Origin of the sequence: Psychroflexus tropicus DSM 15496 (assembly GCF_000378765.1) — a bacterium.
GTDB lineage: Bacteria > Bacteroidota > Bacteroidia > Flavobacteriales > Flavobacteriaceae > Psychroflexus > Psychroflexus tropicus.
In genome coordinates, this window is sequence record NZ_KB905342.1 from 476,747 (window position 1) to 499,271 (window position 22,525).

19 protein-coding genes are annotated in these 22,525 nt (G+C 36.0%); 5 read left to right on the plus strand and 14 right to left on the minus strand.

Features of this window, described 5'->3' with window-relative positions; translation table 11 throughout:
* Positions 1-42: 42 nt before the first annotated feature.
* Positions 43-408, plus strand: a complete 366-nt coding sequence (locus F598_RS0102140; RefSeq protein ID WP_019037371.1) for a BlaI/MecI/CopY family transcriptional regulator — start codon at positions 43-45, stop codon at positions 406-408.
* Positions 409-721: 313 nt separating this feature from the next.
* Here F598_RS0102140 and F598_RS0102150 read toward each other — a convergent pair whose 3' ends face one another.
* The 9 genes from F598_RS0102150 to F598_RS0102190 form a co-directional block, all read right to left on the minus strand.
* Positions 722-3,361: a carboxypeptidase-like regulatory domain-containing protein gene (locus tag F598_RS0102150; protein WP_026302461.1), complete on the minus strand. Its 2,640-nt coding sequence runs from the start codon at positions 3,359-3,361 to the stop codon at positions 722-724.
* Between the two features lies 1 nt (position 3,362).
* Positions 3,363-4,181, minus strand: coding sequence for a GLPGLI family protein (locus F598_RS0102155; protein ID WP_026302462.1), 819 nt, complete (start codon positions 4,179-4,181; stop codon positions 3,363-3,365).
* Positions 4,182-4,371: 190 nt separating this feature from the next.
* On the minus strand, positions 4,372-5,196 hold the full coding sequence (locus F598_RS14275; RefSeq protein WP_019037375.1) for a GLPGLI family protein: 825 nt from the start codon (positions 5,194-5,196) through the stop codon (positions 4,372-4,374).
* A gap of 73 nt (positions 5,197-5,269) precedes the next feature.
* Positions 5,270-5,452: a hypothetical protein gene (locus F598_RS0102165; RefSeq protein ID WP_019037376.1), complete on the minus strand. Its 183-nt coding sequence runs from the start codon at positions 5,450-5,452 to the stop codon at positions 5,270-5,272.
* A 423-nt stretch (positions 5,453-5,875) separates the two neighbouring features.
* Positions 5,876-6,037, minus strand: a complete 162-nt coding sequence (locus F598_RS15235; protein WP_019037377.1) for a hypothetical protein — start codon at positions 6,035-6,037, stop codon at positions 5,876-5,878.
* 38 nt (positions 6,038-6,075) lie between these two features.
* The gene (locus F598_RS0102175) at positions 6,076-8,523 is read right to left on the minus strand and encodes a ribonucleoside-diphosphate reductase subunit alpha (protein WP_019037378.1); all 2,448 of its coding nucleotides are present in this window, start codon (positions 8,521-8,523) and stop codon (positions 6,076-6,078) included.
* 225 nt (positions 8,524-8,748) lie between these two features.
* Positions 8,749-8,892: a four helix bundle protein gene (locus F598_RS15505; RefSeq protein ID WP_245539737.1), complete on the minus strand. Its 144-nt coding sequence runs from the start codon at positions 8,890-8,892 to the stop codon at positions 8,749-8,751.
* Positions 8,893-9,107: 215 nt separating this feature from the next.
* On the minus strand, positions 9,108-10,088 hold the full coding sequence (locus tag F598_RS0102185; protein ID WP_019037380.1) for a ribonucleotide-diphosphate reductase subunit beta: 981 nt from the start codon (positions 10,086-10,088) through the stop codon (positions 9,108-9,110).
* A 212-nt stretch (positions 10,089-10,300) separates the two neighbouring features.
* Positions 10,301-10,870 carry a DUF3109 family protein gene (locus tag F598_RS0102190; RefSeq protein ID WP_019037381.1) on the minus strand — a complete coding sequence of 190 codons (570 nt, stop codon included), beginning with the start codon at positions 10,868-10,870 and terminating at the stop codon, positions 10,301-10,303.
* 168 nt (positions 10,871-11,038) lie between these two features.
* Here F598_RS0102190 and F598_RS0102195 point away from each other — a divergent pair, with 168 nt between their 5' ends.
* Positions 11,039-11,611 carry a MarC family protein gene (locus F598_RS0102195; RefSeq protein ID WP_019037382.1) on the plus strand — a complete coding sequence of 191 codons (573 nt, stop codon included), beginning with the start codon at positions 11,039-11,041 and terminating at the stop codon, positions 11,609-11,611.
* Between the two features lie 596 nt (positions 11,612-12,207).
* Here the strand turns inward: F598_RS0102195 and F598_RS0102205 are convergent.
* The 4 genes from F598_RS0102205 to F598_RS0102220 form a co-directional block, all read right to left on the minus strand.
* Entirely contained in the window at positions 12,208-15,879 is a 3,672-nt protein-coding gene (locus F598_RS0102205) for a M1 family aminopeptidase (protein WP_019037384.1), read from the minus strand.
* A gap of 11 nt (positions 15,880-15,890) precedes the next feature.
* Positions 15,891-16,787, minus strand: coding sequence for an ABC transporter ATP-binding protein (locus F598_RS0102210; protein WP_019037385.1), 897 nt, complete (start codon positions 16,785-16,787; stop codon positions 15,891-15,893).
* A gap of 231 nt (positions 16,788-17,018) precedes the next feature.
* Positions 17,019-18,020, minus strand: a complete 1,002-nt coding sequence (locus F598_RS0102215; protein WP_019037386.1) for a ligase-associated DNA damage response exonuclease — start codon at positions 18,018-18,020, stop codon at positions 17,019-17,021.
* A 15-nt stretch (positions 18,021-18,035) separates the two neighbouring features.
* Complete coding sequence (locus F598_RS0102220; protein WP_019037387.1) at positions 18,036-18,722, minus strand: head GIN domain-containing protein; 687 nt, start codon at positions 18,720-18,722, stop codon at positions 18,036-18,038.
* A 298-nt stretch (positions 18,723-19,020) separates the two neighbouring features.
* Here F598_RS0102220 and F598_RS0102225 point away from each other — a divergent pair, with 298 nt between their 5' ends.
* Positions 19,021-19,800, plus strand: a complete 780-nt coding sequence (locus F598_RS0102225) for a UDP-2,3-diacylglucosamine diphosphatase (protein ID WP_019037388.1) — start codon at positions 19,021-19,023, stop codon at positions 19,798-19,800.
* Between the two features lie 32 nt (positions 19,801-19,832).
* On the opposite strand, the gene F598_RS0102230 is transcribed toward F598_RS0102225, so the two are convergent.
* Complete coding sequence (locus F598_RS0102230; RefSeq protein WP_019037389.1) at positions 19,833-20,033, minus strand: Sec-independent protein translocase subunit TatA/TatB; 201 nt, start codon at positions 20,031-20,033, stop codon at positions 19,833-19,835.
* Positions 20,034-20,141: 108 nt separating this feature from the next.
* On the opposite strand from F598_RS0102230, the gene F598_RS0102235 reads away from it, so the two are divergent.
* Both F598_RS0102235 and F598_RS0102240 read left to right on the plus strand, forming a co-directional pair.
* Positions 20,142-21,014 carry a M23 family metallopeptidase gene (locus tag F598_RS0102235; protein WP_019037390.1) on the plus strand — a complete coding sequence of 291 codons (873 nt, stop codon included), beginning with the start codon at positions 20,142-20,144 and terminating at the stop codon, positions 21,012-21,014.
* A gap of 9 nt (positions 21,015-21,023) precedes the next feature.
* Positions 21,024-22,514 (plus strand): GH3 family acyl-acid amido synthetase, encoded by a 1,491-nt coding sequence (locus F598_RS0102240; RefSeq protein ID WP_019037391.1) that lies wholly within the window; start codon positions 21,024-21,026, stop codon positions 22,512-22,514.
* Positions 22,515-22,525: the final 11 nt, after the last annotated feature.

The following is a 22,525-nucleotide window of genomic DNA, read 5'->3' on the forward strand; positions in this document are numbered from 1 at the left end:
CTGTTTTTTTAGTTTATATTTGTTTTTATAATTAGATTATCTATGAAAGCATCAGAGAAATTAACGGCCAAAGAGGAGGAGGTCATGGCAGTTTTGTGGAAACTTAAAAAAGCTTTTGTCAAAGAAATCATTAGTGAGCTTGAAGGCAAGCAGCATTACAACACCGTGTCGACCATGGTGAGGCTGCTAGAGGATAAGGGCTATGTGGCCCATCAAGCCTTTGGGAAAAGCCATCAATACTTTCCTGTCATCGATAGAAAAACTTACAGCGAGAAAATTATGGAACACACCTCTTCTCGCTTTTTTGACGGATCTTATAAAAACATGGTGTCATTTTTTGCCCAGCAGGATAAGATTTCAGAGAAAGATCTAGAAGATATCTTAGAACTCATCAAAAACAAAAGCTAATGGATTTATTTATTTACTTGGCTAAGGCTTCTCTTATTCTAAAGCTCTTTTGGGTCATTTATAAGCTATTTTTAGAAGCGGAAACCTACCATAGATTCAAGCGTATATATCTATTAGCAGGTTATGTATTCAGTCAAATGTTATCGCTTTTACCTTCACTGGAATGTAAAAAAAAAATTACACTATCAATGTCAAATATTAACCTTTTTCATGTAACCAAAGAATTTTTTTTGATCAAAATAGATAGAATTGCTTTTATTAGTTTCAAGGTTGGACATTAAAATGAACTCGTTATTCAGTCTCAATTGAAGCACTAAAATAAAAACTTAACTGATACTAAAAATTGAGAAGGTCTCAAAAGATAAGTACTTTGCACATAGGAAAATTCGGTGTTGGAAACTCTTACAAATTCATCAGTATTCAAAACATTATTCCAACTTGCATTGAGGTCTAAGCCTAGTTCTTCAAAGGTATATTGGTAGTTGAAATTCAAAAAGTAATTCTCTTGGTTGTCTTCTGAAATGTTGTTGTAATAGTATTCTGAATTTAAACTGAAATATTGATTATCTGTCAAATAAAAAAAGAGATCTATTTCATGTTGTTGGGTTTGTATTTCATCAAATGTACTGGTTTCAAATCGAGTTTGTAGATAATTAATATTCCCTGTATAGCTAGAACTTAACCAGTCCGTAATTTCAGATTCTAGATCGAAATTGAAACCTATATTCTGATTTTTTACATCAGCTAAATTAGAGTTTAAAATTTGTTCACGATTGAAAAAAATGTAATTGGCTCCAATACTTAAAGTGGTACTTATAGTTCTGAAATATTTACTTGCCTTGGTGTTGATCCTATGAGAATTAGAAAAGTTATCCTGCTCTATGGCTTCGAAAATTGTAGCAGCATTAAGTCCAATTTCGTTACTATAAAGCAAATTTCGTTTTGTCCGATTAAAAGAGTAAGAAAGATTAGCAAATAGCGATTTTAAGGGGTTTCTAAACCTCAACCGCCAAGAGTAATTCTGGCTAAAATTTTCTGGTATCGGAGAATTGTAGCGCTGTAAATTTCTGTAGTTGTTAAGAATAAATCCATAATATAAGCGCTGGATGTCACCAAAATCATTGCTGAGATTAGCAGAAATACTAGTTCTCCAAAAGGGTGAAATTTTTTTTCTAATATATAAGTTTGGCTCGAAAGTAAGGCGACTTAGATCTTGGTTTTCATTTAAAGACCTATCCTCAATATCAAAACTTCTAAAACTGACTGGAGTGGTCAACCTTATATTCCAATTATTTCTTTTGTAAATGAATTTACTTGTAAGATAAAAGCGTGAACTTAAAACATCAAGTTTGTTTTCAAAATCACCTCCTAATGTTTCTTGCCTATTGGTATCTAAAACCCTTAACTGACTTCCCAAGAATTCATTTTTGACTGAGATACCAACTTCAGGAGAAACCGCTACACCTTTAATTTTTTTGGTGAATCCAGCTGTATTATCTGTAAAAAAAGTATTGGTTTCGACGGTTTGCTGTAGTTTCTGATAGGCTTCGCCATCATTCAATAAAGTCTCAAATTGTCCAGGAGATATTTGTAGGCTTTGGTTAGCTTCAGTATAGCCTGTATTGGATCTAAATGTCACCAGTTGTTTACCCAGTGGCTTTAGAAATTGTAATTTATTTCTGATAGCAGAATAGGGATTGGTCAATTGCTGTTGGACTTCAGTGCTATTATTGATTATAAATCCTCGCTGAGTATTCCAAAATCCATTGATTTCAAGTTTGTTCTTTAGATAATTATCATTTGTATTTCGTTCCAATGTAAACTTTGACTGCAAGGAATTTATAAACAAATCGTTGCTAGTGTTTTCTAATAAATCAATGGTATCTGTTGGCGTGAAAAAGCGAGTTTGAGTATTTCCGATTTGTTTTTGGGCGTCATTAAGATAAGAGACGTTTGCCTTTAAGTCAATATCTTTTTTTAGCCGGATTAAATAATTGACAGACCCTAGATGTACATTGTTATCCAGCCAGCGTTCTTGAGAGAAAGGAGGTTCTGCAAGTTGCCTGATAGAAAGTAAATCTTTCTTAGTAATATCAAACTCTTCCCGTCCAAAGTCTTCTATTGTAAAATCTCTTATTTCTGCAGAGACATCATTTCCTGTATTGTTGGCCTGGTAAGTCACAATAGCCTGATTCTTTTTGGTAAACAGCATGGGCGTAACTCTGGCTTTCCATAACAAAGGTGAAAATCCTGATCCAAGCTCTGCATTTCCGCTTACAGTCACTTCTTTTTTAAGTTTGATATTAAGTGATGCACGTTCCGAAAATTCAAGACTATCCAGCATTTTGATGGGTTGGTGATTTTCCAGAATTTGGACTTGAGACACATCCTTAGCAGCAATATTATTATTGGCAAGGCTATAACGTCCTTCCAATAAATCCAAACCCTCTATATAGTATTTTTCAATAGGCTCTCCTTGGTATTTGATTTGTCCTCCGGGCATAACTTCTATGCCTGGCATTTTTTTGAGTACATCGGCAATGACGCGATCTTTTTGGTCAGTGAAAGCTGAAACTGAATAATTGAGGGTATCTCCTCTTTGTTCTATTTCTTTTGACTTGACTAAGACTTCCTTAAGCTCTTCTGAAGATGGAAATAGCTGCACCTCTAGTTTTTGGTCTGTATTCTGGATTACCTGTGACTTAGATTTATAGCCTATGTAAGATATTTTTAGATAAAGGCTATCTAATTCTGAATTCAGCTTCACTTTAAAATTCCCTTCCCCACTACTAATGCCATAAGCTAGAATAGTTCCTGTAGAATCTTTACTGACCATCACCGTAGCTCCGCTTAATCCTTGATCATTTTCATTAAGCACTTTTCCTGTAAGATGGGATTGGGCATAACTTGAAAAGACTGCTAATGTCAACACATAAAGAAAAGCTTTCCTCAAATTATTGCAGTTCTATGGGGTTGTTTAGCTTCCTATATTTTTCTTTTATTCTTCGCTTATCCTGAGGAGTCAAATTAAAAGATAAACCACTTTCTTTTATTCTCTGTATTGGGTTATCATAAAAATCCTGCTTAGTTTGACTTAAACCTTTCTTAGTTGTTTTTATATAACTTTTAGTACTATCAAAATCTTCAATTCCCTTTTTTTCTTTCAATTTCTCAAAAGAAATTAGTTGATAGCTATAATGGTTTTCATTATCATTTATTTGTACAATTAGACCAGGCAAACCATCAAATTTGTAAGGTCCTTCTGGTATAGATATTTCTTTTGTAAACCAGGCCACATATTTACGTCCTGCAAATTCAGTTATAGCTTTTTGAACTTTAAAATCATTGATAATTTTTACATCTTGGCCAATTTCCCAAGTATATGGTGCAATATTTTCAGTATATAAAAATACGTCACCTCCAATTCTATCTGTCACCTTAATTTGATCACTTATATAATCTTTGAAAATAATTTCATTGAATTTAGTCTTTGGTATTTTAATCTGAGTTAAATCTATAGAACCATTAAAGTTTTTTATCATTTCACCCCTAATCGAATCTTTTCTTTTTTTATTGATGCTCAAAAACTTAGATTTGTTATCACCAATGAATAAATAAAAATCTTCAGTTGATTTGTAATCGATATTCGTAGAATCTGGACTATATTTAAGTCTATATGTAACTTTATAATTAGCGTTGAATTTTTCTAAATCCTGACCTTTTACCTTAAAAACAATCAAGCATATAAAAAATATGAATACATACTTTTTCATAAAATTTGAGGTGAATTTACGTTGTGCTTTTTCGTGTTTTCCATTGTTTAAAGTTAATTGTTTAGAACTTAAATAATGGTTCGAATTTGGCGGGGGTATTATATTCAAATTGACAAACTAGTTTCTGAGCATTGCTAAAAGCAAATATGAGTGTGAATAAAAATGATAAGTATAACTTTCTCATATCAAACTACTCCAATTCAATGGGATTATTTCTAAACATTCTTGATTTTTTTAATTCCTTCTTTTGCTTTTCACTGAACCCTATACTTATTCCTGAACTTTCAATGGCTTTCATAGGATTGTTTTTATCATCCTCTACTAATTCTTTAAGTTCTGTTTTTGAAGCACTTATGAAATTCTTGTTTGGAATTTCTAAATTCAATTTTCTATTTAATTTTTTAACACCAATCATCTCAAAAACATAATGTGCTTTTTGGTCATTTAATTTTAAAATTAAACCTGGGAGTCCATTAAATTTATAAGGTCCTTCTGAAATTGGAATTTCAGTTGTAAACCAAGCTTCGTATTTTCTTCCTGCAAAATTAGTCTTTGCTTTCTGAACTTTAAATCCTTTATAATTTTGAGTTTCAGGTAAGATTTCCCACTCAAATATTTTCTTGTCTATTTCGTACTTGTACCAATCTTTAAAAATATTTTGAATAAAAGTAATACTTCCTTTAGGTACATTTTTATATACAATATAATCAAATTTGGTTTCAGGGATTTTAGACATTAATTGCATAAAATTTGACCTACTTTTGTTAGTACCTTTTTGACTTGACATTATAGAGTCTCCTTTTATTTTCCCTTCACTCCCAAATTTGGACTTACCATTTGAAATATATAGATACATGATTTCAGATTCTCTAATATCTTTATCTTCCTTATTAGGTTGATAATTTAATTGATATTCTATCTTATAATCTGAAACATTTTCATTAGAATTTTCCTTTGCTTGACTATAAACAAGATTAACAACTAACAATAAACAACTTACAAATACTTTTCTCATAATTTAAATTTAGATCTCATTTATAAAAAAGGGTGAGTTATTATATACTTACCCTAAATTAATAATTGAAAGTTTAATCACCACACCAATATTCTTCAGCGTAAGTTACTTGAGTTAAAATCTGTTCGGTTGATACGCCACAAGCATCACCTGAAACGCCACACGATAGAGTGACAGCCACACAGTCGTATTCGAAAGCTTCATCTATATTTTCAGATGAATTAGAACTAGCGAAAGAGGTTGATCCTAAAGCCAATAAAAATACTGTTCCAAAAAAGGATTTTTTAATAATTTCATAATTTAAAATTTATGAACTCAGAATTTGAGTTCAGTTAAACATTTGTTTTAAGAAGATGGAGTTATAAATCCAATTTACTTTATAATCCATACAAACTGTACAGCTGGTGTTGCAACACCTTGTTATTTACTCATCAAAATTGGAAGTTGATAAATTAACGAGATTAATTTAAAAAGAAATAAAGTAACTTCTAGGTGTAAAGTGTTAAATATTTAAGTTTTAACTTTTATTTATGCTGTCTTTACTTCATTATTATTGCTAATGAAGTAAGTTTTTTTAAAATAAGAAAAACCCACGCGTTGTATATGCTATTTGCATTTAGTGAGTGTTAGTTTTCAACCTCACCCTGCGAGTGTACAAGCCCCCTCTTTTTTTAGATCATCAATCTATGATTAATTCAATACCTGCCTTTTCAGCTTTGTATTTTATTTTGGTCATCAGGTCACAATAGCTCCAGTTTCTAAAGACAAAACCTTCCTCTTTGGCCAGGCTTTTTATGTGATCTCTTAATATTAAAATTAAAAACCCCCAGTCATCACTCATGAACTGGGGGTTTTATTATTTAATAAACTTCTTCTTGATTAAGATCCGCACATCAAGCAGTCGTCGCCTTCAGACTCTTTGGATTGTTTGATTAGGGCTTTGAGCTCTTCTGGGCTCAAGGACGAATCATCAGAGACACTGACTTGTTGCGTCTGGGCTTCCTGATAGGTTTTCGCCGCTTTTTCAGCTACCTGGCTAGGGACTTCTTTCTCTTTCTTGTCGTTTTTCAACGTAAACTTAATCGCATCGACAGCAGATTTGGTTCTGAGGTAATACATACCTGTTTTTAAACCGCTCTTCCAGGCGTAGAAATGCATTGACGTCAGCTTCGCAAAGGTGGCTCCTTCCATAAATAAGTTAAGCGACTGAGACTGATCGATGAAATATCCTCGTTGTCTGGACATATCAATGATATCTTTCATAGAAAGCTCCCAAACCGTTTTGTACAGTTCTTTGATATCATCTGGAATAATGTCGATGTTTTGAACAGAACCATTGGCTCTCATAATCGCATCTTTCACATCATCATTCCATAGGCCTAAGCTTACCAGGTCTTTCAATAAGTGTTTGTTCACGACAATAAACTCTCCAGAAAGTACGCGTCTGGTGTAAATATTAGACGTGTAAGGCTCAAAGGCTTCGTTGTTGCCCAAAATCTGTGACGTAGAAGCGGTAGGCATTGGGGCCATTAATAAAGAGTTTCGTACGCCATGTTTCATGACCTTATCTCTCAATTTACTCCAGTCCCAACGACCACTTAAGTCTTTGTCTTTTAAACCCCATAAGTTATATTGAAATTCTCCTTTGCTAATTGGTGAGCCTTCATAAGACGAATAAGGTCCTTCTACTTTGGCCAGCTCCATAGAGGATTCTACGGCAGCAAAGTATAAGGTCTCAAAAATCTCCTGATTCAGCTTCTTAGCTTCATCCGAAGTAAACGGCATTCTTAGCATGATAAAGGCATCGGCAAGTCCCTGGATTCCTAAACCAACGGGTCTGTGACGCATGTTAGAATTTTCAGCTTCCTTCACAGGATAATAGTTTCTATCAATGACCTTGTTAAGGTTTTTGATCACCTGCTTAGTCGTTTTATACAACTCCTTGTGGTCAAAACTATCGTTCTTCACAAACATAGGAAGGGCGATGGAAGCCAGGTTACATACTGCAACCTCATCAGGACTGGTGTACTCCAGAATTTCAGTACATAGATTCGAAGACCTGATGGTTCCTAAATTCTTCTGATTCGACTTGCGGTTAGCAGAGTCTTTGTATAACATGTAAGGGGTTCCAGTTTCAATTTGAGATTCTAGAATTTTCTCCCACAGCTCTCTTGCTTTGATGGTTTTACGACCTTTATCTTCTTCTTCGTATTTGGTATATAGTTTTTCAAACTCTTCACCATGTACATTGTAAAGGTCTGGGCATTCGTTTGGACACATTAACGTCCAGGTAGAGTTTTCTTCCACTCGCTTCATGAATAAATCCGGAATCCACATGGCGTAGAATAAATCACGTGCTCGCATTTCTTCAGCTCCGTGATTTTTCTTAAGATCTAAAAAGCTAAAAATATCGGCATGCCATGGCTCCACGTACATCGCAAAAGAGCCTTTTCGCTTACCACCTCCCTGATCGACATATCTTGCCGTATCATTAAAGACTCTCAGCATAGGCACAATACCATTGGAAGTCCCGTTGGTTCCGGCAATGTAAGAACCAGTCGCTCTAATGTTATGAATAGATAAACCAATACCACCTGCAGATTGAGAAATTTTAGCTGTTTGCTTTAAAGTATCATAGATCCCGTCTATACTATCATCTTTCATGGTTAAGAGGAAGCATGAAGACATCTGCGGTTTTGGTGTCCCAGCGTTAAACAGGGTTGGTGTCGCGTGTGTAAAGTACTTTTTGGACATCAATTCGTAAGTCTGCAATGCAGATTCTAAATCCTCACCATGTATACCTATGGAGACACGCATCAACATATGCTGTGGACGTTCAGCAATTTTTCCGTTCAGTTTAAGTAAATAGGAACGTTCTAAAGTCTTAAATCCAAAATAATCGTAGTTGAAATCTCTACTGTAGATGATTCTAGAGTCGATGAGGTCCTTATTATCCTGAATGATGTTGTAAACTTCATCATCGATAAGAGGAGACTTTTTATTGTTACGAGGGTTGACATACTCATAAAGGTCTGTCATTACTTCACTAAAGGTTTTCTTGGTGTTCTTGTGAAGGTTCGACACCGAAATTCTAGCAGCTAGATGCGCATAGTCTGGATGACTTACGGTCATGGTTGCCGCCACCTCTGCGGCAAGATTATCCAGTTCGCTTGTGGTTACCCCATCATACAAACCTTCTATTACACGCATAGCAACTTTTGTAGGTTCTACAAGAGGATTAAGTCCATAACAAAGTTTCTTGATTCTTGCTGTAATTTTGTCGAACATTACAGGCTCTTTTTGTCCATTTCTTTTGATGACGTGCATAATGAAGTAGTTTTATTGTGAATTCATTTATTTTAATAGTATCTATAGTCTCTTTTCTCTATGGTTACTATAGCTGCTATTGTTTCTTTTGTTCCTATGGTATCTAAAGTTTTCGTGACTTTATATATACTAGTTAACTTTTTCTATTGCTTGTAAAAAATTATTGATCTTTATTCCTAACTTTTGAATACGCTCTCGCAGGTTGTAAAATAATTCTTTGTCTTTTTAAGACCCCGTCTCGTATAACATTTCTAAGTGATCTACAGTTTCGTCATTAGAGGAAAGAGCATAAACTATAAATCTTATGTGATCATTTTTATAACGTCTTCTTCCATACCCTTCAACTATATTAGATCTTACCGATTTCATGGATCTTCTTATTTGACTAGCCTCCTCATACATTTCATATTTTAGGTAACTTCAAGGTCATTTTATGAACCTCAATCGTTAAATCTCGAGCTAATTGCCATATTTCGAGTTTACGATAGCTCACAGACTCAGCATTTTGTTAGTCGTTATAGCTGCTATGGTTTCTATGGCTGCTATAGAGGCAATAGCAACCATAGAAACAATAGATGATTCATTTAAAAATCTGCGTCGAAACTAATTTTACTGTCTTCCTCTTTATTTTTGTTCATGACGCCTGCTTTCTGGTATTCTCCAACACGTTTTTCGAAGAAGTTGGTTTTTCCTTGCAGAGAAATCATGTCCATAAAGTCAAATGGATTGGAAGTTCCATATTCTTTGTCGCAACCTAACTCTACGAGCAATCTATCAGTAACAAACTCCAGGTATTGCGTCATTAAGTTAGAATTCATACCGATTAAACTTACTGGTAGAGATTCTGTAACAAACTCTCTTTCTATGTTTAGTGCATCCACAATAATCTCACGGATACGCTCCTTAGGTACCTTATTTACCAAATGTTCGTTATGAAGATGAACTGCAAAGTCACAGTGCACACCTTCATCTCTTGAAATTAATTCGTTAGAGAAGGTAAGTCCCGGCATGAGACCTCTCTTTTTTAACCAGAAAATAGAACAAAAGGCTCCAGAAAAGAAAATCCCTTCTACCGCAGCAAAAGCGATCAAACGTTCCGCAAACGAATCGGATTCAATCCATTTTAAAGCCCAGTCAGCTTTTTTCTTAATGGCAGGGAAATTTTCGATAGCCTTGAAAAGCTTGTCTTTTTCTTTATCATCATCCACATACGTGTCTATTAATAAAGAATAAGTTTCGGAATGGATATTTTCCATCATGATTTGGAAGCCATAGAAGAATTTAGCTTCTGTATATTGAACTTCATTCACGAAGTTTTCAGCCAAGTTTTCATTCACGATCCCATCGGAAGCTGCAAAGAACGCAAGGATGTGTTTTATGAAATACTTCTCATCATCATTGAGCTTATTTTTCCAATCGGAAAGGTCCTGATGGAGATCTATTTCTTCCGCAGTCCAGAAGCTTGCTTCACATTTTTTATACCACTCCCAGATGTCGTGATGTTTGATTGGGAAGAGTACAAATCTATTTTCATTTTCTTCTAAGATAGGTTCGATCTGCGCCATAGTATTATGATTTTGAGAGGTTTGGTATTTAAATTAGTTCTAAACAAATATGAAAATAAAACACTAAAAAAGACTTGGATTCCCCTAAAAGTTATCCACAAAGTTTTCCACAATTGCTGTTGAGGCTTATCAATAGTAAGCTCTCAATAGTTACAAAATTCAATTTTATGATTTGTTGAATTTAAAGCTCAAACGGTAGCACATTAGAAGTGCTATGAATTGATTTCGGTTGCTCGTTGTTCCAATTCTGAATACCAGTCTTGGCCAAACTTTCTAATCAATGCGTTTTTAGTGAATTTATAGACAGGCATTTCTAAACTTTTACCAAGGGTACAGGCATCACTGCAAATATCCCATCTGTCGTAATTTACGGCTTGTAACTCGGAGAGTTTTTGAACTCGAATAGGGTAGAGCTCACAGGAAACTGGTTTTTTAAAATCGATATCGCCAGCACGGTAGGCAGATTCGATGCCACAGAGGGCTGTACCGTTTTCAGTAAAATTGACGTAAGCACATTCTTTACCCTTCACCAGAGGCGTTTCTGGTTCGTCAAAATCTGACATAATATGAGTCCCCTGTTCTTCGATAGCCTGGATGCCTTCAGCTCTAAGAAAAGGTTTTACTTTTGGGTAGATGTCTTTCAAAATCGCTAATTCTTCCTGGTCTAAAGGAGCGCCGGCGTCTCCAGCAACACAACATTCCCCTTTGCAGGCCGATAAGTTACAGGCAAATTCTGTATCAATAATAGATTCTGAAATGAGAGTTTTGTCAATTTTAATCATTTTGCAAAGTTAGTGGAATTATAAGATTCAATTCCTTTATTTAAAGGTCTTTTCTAAAATGAAATTCAGCAACAATTATTTAACACAAATTTGTTTTTAATTGATATTTAGGCGATTGTCAATCCATAACACCGAATTACTTTTGCAAAAAATTTCAGAATAAACCTTATGTTCGATTTTAAACAAATTTTTACCGCAGGCATGATTCTCTTTGCTGTGATTGATATTGTAGGAAGCATTCCTATCATAGTAGACCTAAGGAAAAAAGTAGGTCACATTCAAAGTGAAAAGGCTTCAATAGTCGCCTGTATTTTGATGATTGTGTTCCTATTTGTAGGGGAAACCATTCTTAATCTTATTGGGATAGATGTGAATTCGTTTGCGGTGGCCGGAGCGTTTATCATCTTCTTTCTTGCTATAGAGATGATTCTCGGTGTTCAGCTTTACAAAGATGATGCCCCAGAAACAGCTGCAATTGTTCCTCTTGCTTTCCCCTTAATCGCCGGCGCAGGAACTATGACTTCTATCCTGTCTCTTAAATCTGAATTTGATACGCCCAATATCATCGTAGCCATTGTTTTAAACGTAATTGTTGTTTATGCAGTCTTAAAATCCTCCAAAAAAATTGAAAAAATACTGGGAAAACAGGGAATTTCTGTGGTAAGGAAGATATTTGGTGTAATTTTGCTAGCCATAGCAGTGAAGCTATTTGTTGCCAATATCCAAGGCTTGTTTAATTAAACGCCATATGAAGTATTTTATTTATTTTCTAATCGTTTCGGCAATAGGCCTGCTCATTTTTAGCGGGACTCTCGTCAACCCCGACGATCTTGTTGGAGATAAAAAAAGCTTTACAGGCATTTTAGGTATTTTGGTATGCCTCTGTATTATCGTCCTATTATTTATTCTCCTACTTTCCCGCAAACTGAAAGAGAAATACGAGGAATAGTCTTTTCTGCATATTGTTTTCGATTCTAAGTTAATGCTACGTTTGATAAATACCGAGATCCAAATTGTAATTATTCCAGATTTATTTCCTCTAATTTTTAGCTCCCCACATACATTTTAGATCTGTAAACGAACACCTCCTTACTCTTCACTTAAACCATTCAAATGAAAACAGGTGAAACGTAAACAATTGAATTTCAAAACTTGACATTTCACCTTAGAAAATTTAATTTTAGACCAGTCCGCCTGACTGACGTTAGTCTGGCAGAATGACCAGTTGATACCTCTTTTTAATGAATTCTTTTATAGTATATTAGTTTAGTGCTCCTGCATACCAAATCATCCAAGCAGGACAGCCCCCTAACTCACAAAGTTCTCAGCATTCATCTCTATTTCTCAACCTTTAACTCCATTCGATTATCTCCAGAATTGGTGTCGATCAATTTGTTGTAAGGATCGATACCGACTTCTATAGGTAGTTCCTCAACAATGATGGTAAACTCATTTTGAATTTCTGAAATTAACTTTTTTTCCAGGTAAAGGACATTCTCTTTTTTTAAACCGTCAATGGACTCTTTAGATTTACCAAATACTCCAACTTCAATATAATCCTTAAGAGGAAAAGATTTCAATTCTTTTTCATCTTCCTCAGTTTCTAGATTCAAGCCTTCACCTTCACTGTTAAGATACTCTTTCTCTCCTTTTTCGTCAGATCGGTACTTTAAGACGTTGGCATTAAAAGTGACTTCGTATCTACCATCATCAAGCACTCTGTAAGCAGCCTCAGTCACTTCATTATCATACAATGTGATAGTTTCAAACATATCTTTGATGAGGTACTGCAGTGTGTCTGGTGTGTTTTCTTTCAAAAGACCAACAAACTCAACCGAAGTCGTATAAGGAGGTTCCTGAAAAGCGACCTTATCGATATAAGAGGCTAAAATGGAATTCATTTTTTCTTCACCCAGATAGTCACTCATGGCATACAAGACTAAAGAGCCTTTTCTATAATGAATATACTGCTGATTTTCGTTAAACATCAAGGGTAGTTCTTTCTGGTTTTCGAAACGGCGCCCCCTCAAATATTTATCTAAGGCGTCTTTCAAAAAGGTACGCATCTGCTCTGCGCTGTATTCCTTCTCCAATACTTTCAAGGAGCTATATTCAGACATGCTTTCAGACAGTAATGTAGCTCCTCTTACATTGGCTCCAATCACCTGGTGCGCCCACCATTGGTGTGCCACTTCGTGAGAAGTCACACTAAAGGGATAATCTACACTTTCATCATCTTCCTCATCCACTTTGGCTATGAAACCGATGGCTTCAGAATAGGGAACCGTATTTGCAAAAGATTGTGCAAAACTGCCCGAGGTTAAAGGAAATTCTAAAATCCGAAGTTGCTTGAACTGATAAGGACTAAAATTTTCAGAATAATAAGCCAGCGATTTCTTAGCAGAATTTACCATTCTTTCTACATTATAATCATGTGGCTTATGATAGAAGATCTGAAGCTTAACATCCTTCCATTGATCTTCGTAGACTTCATATTCAGCTGAATTGAAGGCGTAAAAATTTAGTATTTTTTTGTCCATTTTATAATGGAAGTATTTTCTATCACCTTCTACCCATTCTTTTTGTAAATATCCTGGGGCAATAGCTATTTGATCTTTGGAAGTCGATATCGTCGTTTCAAAATCTATCCAATCGGCGTCATCAGAAATATAAGTATTCCCTAAAGCAGTAGAGTCGTAAGGAGACATCATTCTTTCCTTGGGCTCTAAATCGTATTTCTTTCGGGTTTTATTGTTCTGAATCTCATAGCTATCGTTATATCCAAAACTTGGAAAAATCCTATTGTTGATAAAGATTCCGTTGGTTCTTACCGGAGAATTCGAATTCAATATCGTGTTGGGTTCGTTCTCCATCTCAAACCTAAATACGACTTCTTCGCCAGGCTCTAAAGCTTCATCAAATTTGAGAATTTCTATATCGTACAAACTGTCTTTTAGAACGACTTTGCCCTCTCTGTCGAAGCTGTAGGATTGTTTATAGTCGTTCAATGAAATAACTACAGAATCGATAGGGAATTGGGTTTTGTTTTTTAATAAATACACTCCTTTCGCCTTCAGATCACGCTTTTCAGGATATAAATCTAAATCTACTGAAACACTTGTAATTCTAGGTTGATCGAGATCTTTTAAATGAGCATATTGATTTTCATAATCGACCTGAAGCTGCTCTCGCTCTTTACCTGTATACCTGTCGTTTAAAATATTATCATTATAATAAATCCAGGAGCCTATTCCTATAAAGATTAAAAGTCCTAGACCTATAACTACTTTGTAAGAAGAGCTCAAATTCTTCTGAAAACGTTCTAAGCGCTGTTTAGCAGAATAGGCAACACCTCTCCGGTAAAATAAAACCGCCAGGACATAGAGTACGACACCTAAGGCCAGCCAGTATAGTCTGTAGATGTAGAATACTGTGAGTCCCGGGCCGTAGCCTGCCATGTCGGAGTAGGTAGCTCCTCCACCGCTCGCATATCTAAAAATACTTTGTTCAATCCCCAGCTGTGGAAAAAATGAAAGTAGAATCAGAAATGCAAGAAGGGACACAAACCCGACGATATGATTTCTGATAAGCGTATGGAATAGGAATGCCATAATCGTCCATGATAAAACCCTCAGGTAATCGATTGCAAAAAATCGAAACAGGTATAAGTCTATTTCAAATTTATAGTAGCCATTATAGATTTGAACACCAATAGCCAAGACTAAAGCCAGGAAATAAAAAGAGGCCTGCATTTTGAAAACAGCAATAAATTTGGCTAGCAAGAATGACCAGTTAGGGAAAGGCGTCACGTCTATAATTTGATTCATGTTGGTGCTTTTCGCTCTATTAATTAGAATTCCTACAATCAAAAAGGTTATGATGATCATAAATCCACTTACCACCCCTGAAGCATTGTCCATCATCTCCCTTGTCACAGGATACGTTGAGGTGCCGTAAATAGGAGTTCTTACAGCCAGAGTGATAAGAGTGATAAGAACAGTGACAGAGGCAAAGGAAATAAACACCCAGTTTTTGAAGATATAAGCGGCTTCAAAGCGGCTATGTTTCCAGGCCATTTTAAGCCAGTGCTTAAAGTGATAAGCTTTGCTAACCTGTGGTAACTTGATCTGGGTTAAACTTCCAAAATTTCGTTTGATAACACGCTCAGCTTTGCTTTTGAACAGCTTAAATTGTATAGCCTGCTGATTGAATTTGAATTTGAAAAAGACAAATGCAAAGATCAAGAGACTCACAGCAGACCAAAGTATTCTGTTGTAAACGATGTAACCGTGAAAGGGCAGATAGTTGTTGTTTCTATCAAAAACGGTCCAGTATTCAGTCTCAAATCTAAGCGCCGAGCTTCCAAGTGGATCGATAAGGGCAGCTAAGGCTTTATTATCGATATCTGCCGTAAGCGTTTGCGCCAAACCTTGAACGATAATTAAAATCAAAACACTGATGAAGCCTATAAATATATTTCTTGAAAAGGTGACAACCGCAAAGACCACAGCCCCAAAAAATATCATGTTTGGAAGTACAAAAAGCAAGAGCGGTTGAATGTAATTCCAAACATCAAACTCTGTAAATAATTCTGGATTGGTGCCTGGAAAAACAGTCCCCAGATGCACCCCAAAACAGATGAAAAAAATGATTAGAATAATGATACTCAAGGCGCTCAAAAATTTGGCGAACAAATAGCTGCCCTTCGAAATAGGATAAGAATACAAGACTTGATGCATCTCATATTTAAAATCTTTACTAATCGAGGCTCCAATGATGGACGGCAGTAAAAAGTATAAAAATACCGACAAGCTATTGATTAGATCATTAATAGCTAAGGCCGTATTTTGATATGTAGGTGAGGTCGTCGTTACAGTAAAATTATCAAAGAGCCCTCCAGCTGCAGCCATTGTAAAAAAGGCAAACAGGAACATGATGATAGAATAGATATAAGTAATAGGTGTTTTTAACCAGGACTTAATCTCAAAGGAAAAGATTGTAGAAAACATGTGAATTAAGATTAAGAGTTAACAGCTTCGGTTTCGTCTGCTTTGAGGTGAACAAAATACACATCGCTTAGATCTGGCTGGACTTGCACAAACTCTTCTCCGGGCTTTACGTCTCCGTAAACGCGAATATTCAAAGAATTATCTTGATTATAATTTGAAGAAATTAAGTTAAACCTTGTCTCAAAGTTTTCTAACTCTTCTCGATCTATGGTTTGTCCCCAAATCTTGCCATTTAGGTCCAGAACTGCATCAGCTGGTTTTTTATGGCATAAAAGTTTACCTCCGTTCAGGATGGCCATATCGGTACAAAGTTCTTTGACATCATCTACTATGTGAGTGGATAAGATCACGATATGATTGGTCCCTATCTCTCTCAAAACGTTGAGGAAACGGTGGCGTTCTGCTGGGTCTAGGCCGGCAGTAGGCTCATCAACAATTATAAGCTTAGGGCTATTCAGCAATAACTGGGCAATACCGAAACGCTGTTTCATCCCGCCAGAGTAGCCGGCCACATATTTGTTTTTGACGCTGTATAGATTAGTCACTTCTAAAGCATAATCTACAATTTTCTTCCGGTCTGCTTTGTTGGCAACCCCTTTCAATTCAGCAAAATAATGCAGTAAATTTTCGGCAGAGAGTTTTGGATACACCCCAAAAGACTGAGGCAGATAGCCTAAGACTTTTCTCAAATCCATTTTCTGATTTAAAATATCGATGTCATCCAGATGAATTTCTCCACGATCGGGTTGTTGTAAGGTGGCGATGGTTCGCATTAGCGTAGATTTTCCAGCTCCATTAGGACCTAGAAGCCCAAACATCCCAGAGTTGATTTCAATGGAGACATTATCTAAGGCCTTAACACCGTTTTTATAGGTTTTGGAAACATTAAGTAGGCGAAGTGTATTCATCTGAACATAGATTTTAGTTATACATTATCTATATGTCAGATTTTTGCTGAAATGTTACAGGTTTCTTAAAAAAATTGAAATCGTTTTTTGATAAGCAATTTTAAAAATTTATCTCAAGACCTCACAGGTTTTTAAAACCTGTGAGGTCTTGAGAACAAACTTTAAATTGAGTACAATATTTTCTTTGATAGAATAGTCTCGTCTAAACTACAATGAGTTATCAAAAAGTATTTACAAATCCGAGTCGGCAGATTCTTCGTCGTATTGCGTAGCCTCTGTTCTGGCATCATAACCGAGTTCACGAAGGTATTTAGAGAAAATATCGGTATAGCCATGAGTACAAATCACTTTTTCGCAACCGGTAGCTTTAATGCTATTCAATAGACCATCCCAGTCACAGTGATCGCTCATGACAAAGCCTTTATCTATGGCCCGTCGACGCCTTGCGCCACGGAAGGTCATCCATCCACTGGCAGAAGCGGTCACATAAGGCACCATCTTACGTATCCAGGTACCTCCGTGCGCACTTGGCGGAGCGATGACTAAATTGCCATTCAACTCCTTTTTTGTAGTCTCCCGGGTGACCCTAATCGTTTCTGGGAAATCGACCATCGGTCTTAGGACCTCAGTCATATTCTCGATGGCTCCATGAGTGTAAATTTTTCCTATTTTCGGGTTCAAGTGCTTCAGAAGTCGCTGTGCTTTTCCTAGGGAGTATCCAAACAAGACAGAAGTTCGTCCATCTGCTTTATTGTCTGCCCACCATTGATTGATGTCCTGCATCACTTCAGCTTGAGGCTTCCATTTGAAAGCAGGAAGGCCAAAGGTACATTCGGTGATAAAGGTATCGCATTTTACAGGTTCAAAAGGTGTAGATACACCGTCTACCTCCTCTTTATAATCTCCAGAAAACACCCAAACCTCGCCCTTATGTTCTACACGTATTTGAGAACTTCCAATCACATGTCCGGCAGGATGCAAGCTAAACTTGACGTTATTAATGACAAAGGTTTCACCGTAAGCCTTACCCTCTACATCAATATCACCAAGCCTGTGTTTGATGATAGGAATATTATTATGATGCGTGATGTATTTTTTGTTGCCCCAGCGCGAGTGGTCGGCATGGCCATGAGATATTATTGCTTTATCAACTTTTCTCCAAGGGTCTAGGTAGACATCGGCTTCAGCACAATAAATTCCGTTAGGATTAAATGCCAATAAGGGCTGTTTCATAAACTTATCATCCTTTTATTCAATAACTTTAATGTTACCACCCAGCTTAGTTTTTTGACTTAAGGTTGACGGATTACCAAAAATCTCTATAGACCCTCCTGCCGTTACATTAGCAGAGCATGTGTCTGTAGCATGAACAGTAGCTTCTCCTCCGTAACTTACGCTTACGCTAGTCGTTTCAGTTGTTAAACCATCTCCATCGTAAGAACCTCCTGTTTTCACTTCAACACTTGTTGTGGTTGCAGATCCAACAACACTAACACTCGCTCCGGTAACAGATTTTACTGATAAGGTTTTGAGCTTTAACTCGCCGCCAATATAACTGCCCTCAGAAGCAATAAGCGTTAATTCTTTCTGATCTACTGTGGTATTGAATTCTACTTCAGAGCCGCTTCTCACTTTAAGCTCCTCAACCACATCTGTATATACCGTAATTAAGATTTCAGCTTCAGTAAACAATTGTCCTACGGGTAAACTTAATTGTAATTCACCATCATCTACTTCAACATCAACTTTATCTCTAGCCGAACCTTTAATGTCAATTTTCTTCTCTTCAGCCCCAGTAATAATATCAACAAACAAACCTGTAGATACTTTAATAGATGTGAAGTCTTGACCAGGAGTAATGGATTTTACCTGCGCAAAACCAGTAGTTAAGGTGATAATAAACAAAAAAACTGCATAGTTAATTTTAGTTTTCATAGGTATGTGTAATTTGGTCGAATTTCAAATGTAATAGATTCTAGATTCTAGGGTCATTAAATTTTAGCTAAAACTTCATCATCTGTATTTTTAAGGTTTAATCCGACTTATGCAATAGAAAGCTAAGAATGATCAGAACAACTTGCATCTAGACAGGGTTAACCCCGAGTTAGAAAATCACCATTTTGGTGTTTTGCAGAAACATAGAAATGGTAGAATTTTCTTATTCGATTATTCATTGGAACAAGTTCTAATGAATAATTTGGGTTTCAGTATATTTGAAGCATAATATGACTGCATGAAACTTCCTGAGGGTAAAAAAATCTATTTTTCCAGCGATAATCATTTAGGGGCTCCAACCCATGCTGATAGCCTAAAGCGAGAAAAGATTTTTATCAACTGGCTCGATGAGATCAAAGCAGACGCGCATACTATATTTTTACTTGGCGATTTATTTGATTTTTGGTTCGAATATAGAGAAGTCGTCCCAAAAGGTTTTGTAAGAACACTTGGTAAACTTGCAGAATTAAAAGATTCTGGAATAGAGATTTATTATTTTGTTGGAAATCATGACCTGTGGATGAAAGACTACTTTGAAACAGAGCTTAATATTCCAGTTTTTCACAAACCTCAAGAGTTCAGTTTTAATGATAAATCTTTTTTTCTAGGACATGGAGATGGTTTAGGTCCCGGAGATAAAGGCTATAAACGCATGAAAAAGGTATTTGTTCATCCTTTGTCGAGATGGATGTTCAAATGGTTGCATCCAGACTTGGGAGTTCGACTGGCAAGACACCTTTCTGTAAAAAATAAGCTAATCTCTGGAGATGAGGACTCAAAGTTCTTAGGAGATGATAATGAATGGTTAGCCCTTTATGCCAAACGAAAATTGGAAAACAAACATTACGATTATTTTGTATTTGGTCACCGGCATTTGCCTATGGAAATAGAGGTGGGGGAAAACTCAACTTATTTCAATCTTGGAGACTGGATTGTACACTATACCTACGGAGTTTTCGATGGAAAAGTATTTAGCTTAAAAAAACTTGACCAACAAAAAACCCTGTATACAAAGTAAACAGGGTGTATCTTAAGCTACAGAATCTAATTCTATTTTATAGACTTCGATTCGTTATTACTTTCATTGGTTTCATCTTCTTTGGAAGCATCCTTAAATTCTTTAATACCACTTCCCAAGCCACGCATCAATTCTGGTATTTTCTTTCCACCAAATAAAAGAAGAATCGCAATACCAATGATAACCCATTGCCATGGACCTACCATTCCCATTATTACATTAAGTGCATTCATAACTTTAAATTTAATACAAAATTAGTGATAAAAATCTAATTCAAAGGTTTATGCATCTAAAACCTACATAAATTAACTTTATTCTATCTTTGCACGAGTTTAATACTTATGGAATCATCAAAAAAAGACAAGCCAAAAATAAAGCAAAGACTGCTTCATAAATACCGTTTGGTGATTTTAAACGAGGATACGTTTGAAGAGCGCTTATCTTTTCAACTTTCCAAACTAAATGTGATCATCCTATCTGCTTTTTCTGCCTTAATTTTGGTTTCTGGGACAGCTCTCTTAATTGCTTTTACCCCTATACGAGAATACATTCCAGGATATTCTTCTACAGCATTAAAAAACAAAGCAACTCGACTAACGCTCAAAGTGGATTCCTTAACGGCTGTTGTCAACCAGAATTCGACTTATTTTAAATCCATCAGAAATATCCTCTCAGGTCAGATCGATTCATTAGACACTCAGACTATGAATCTGGATAAAGATTTTAAAAAAGTTGAAGCCGAATCTGTTAATTTATCGGCTTCAGAACAGGATTCTATTTTGAGAGCCAAAGTGGAACAAGAAGATAAATACAGTTTACTGGAAAGAGCAACTTTTAGTACAAATTTTACTTTATTTCCACCGGTAACTGGCCGAATTTCTGAAGTGTATAATGCAGAGCAAAAGCATTATGCTGTGGATATCGTAACTGAGAAAAACGAGCCCGTAAAAGCTACTCTAGACGGGACAGTTATTTTTGCAGAATGGACCGTAGAGACTGGTTATGTGATTATCATTGAGCATAATTTTGGGTTGATATCTGTTTATAAACACAACGATTCTTTATTAAAAACTCAGGGTGAACTTGTGACAGCAGGAGAAGCTATTGCAGTAGTGGGCGATACAGGAGAATTTTCTTACGGTCCTCATTTGCATTTCGAATTATGGGTAGATGGATATCCAGTAAATCCTTCAGATTACATTAATTTTGAATAACAATAGTCTATGTCATTAAAATCCTTTGGAGCAAAGCTATTTGCTAAATACATAGCATCACAAATCAAAAGCTGGTCTTCACGTCCTTTGGAAACCCAGTTAAAAGTGTTTAAGGAGCTCGTGGCTGAGGGTAGAAAAACAAAGTTTGGTAAGGATCATAAATTTGATTCCATAGAAAACTTTCATGATTTTTTTAATCAAGTTCCTATCCAGGATTATGAGGAATTGAAACCCTATGTCGATAGAGCTGTAGATGGAGAAGAAGATGTCTTATGGCCTGGTAAACCTTTATATTTTGCAAAGACGTCGGGAACTACCAGTGGTGCGAAGTATATTCCATTAACGAAAGCGTCTATACCCAACCATACCAATGCAGCCAGAAATGCCATTTTGTGTTACATTGCTGAAACAGGGAATTCTAAATTTGTAGATGGTAAAATGATTTTTCTCCAGGGCAGTCCGGAGCTTGACAAGAAAAACGGGATTTACTTTGGAAGACTCTCGGGTATTGTAGCTCATTTCATTCCTGCTTATTTACAAAAAAACCGTCTTCCAAGCTGGGAAACTAATTCTATACCCGATTGGAATAAAAAAATCGATGCCATCGTCGAAGAGACTTATGATCAGGACATGACCATCATTAGTGGTATCCCTTCCTGGGTGCAGACCTATTTTGAAAAATTGAATCAAAAAACAGATAAAACTATAAGTGAGCTATTTCCGAATTTTCAATTGTTTATCTATGGCGGAGTCAATTACGAGCCTTATAGGTCTAAGTTTGAAGATTTGATCGGGGATTCTGTAGACAGTATCGAGCTTTATCCAGCCTCTGAAGGCTTTTTTGCTTTTCAGGACACTAGAAATGAAGAAGGAATGCTTTTGCAACTGGATTCTGGAATGTTTTATGAATTTATCAAAGCAGACGAATTTTTTGAGCATGACCCACAAATACTGACTATTGGAGATGTTGAAGTTGGGGTAAATTACGTCATGATAATATCGACCAATGCAGGCTTATGGCGGTATAATGTGGGTGATACGGTAATGTTTACCAATACAAGCCCTTATCGCTTAAAAGTTTCTGGTCGAATCAAACATTTTACCTCTGCTTTTGGTGAGCATGTTATTGCTCAGGAAGTTGAAAAGTCCATAATTTCAGCCTCAAAAGAATTTGATGTACAAATCAATGAATTTACGGTAGCGCCCCAAATCAATCCTGAAGAAGGATTACCTTATCACGAATGGTTCATTGAGTTTCAAAAAGAACCGGATGACCTGAAGGCTTTTAGTATAAGAATTGATGAATTAGTTCAGGAACAGAACGCCTATTATAAAGACTTAATAAGCGGAAAAATGCTTAAGACTCTAGTGATAACTAAAGTTCCTAAAAATGGATTTCAAGAGTACATGAAATCAGTAGGAAAACTTGGCGGACAAAATAAAGTGCCCAGACTTTCCAATGATAGAAAAATTGCAGACGAGTTAGTAAAACAGATTTAGATTAATAAGAC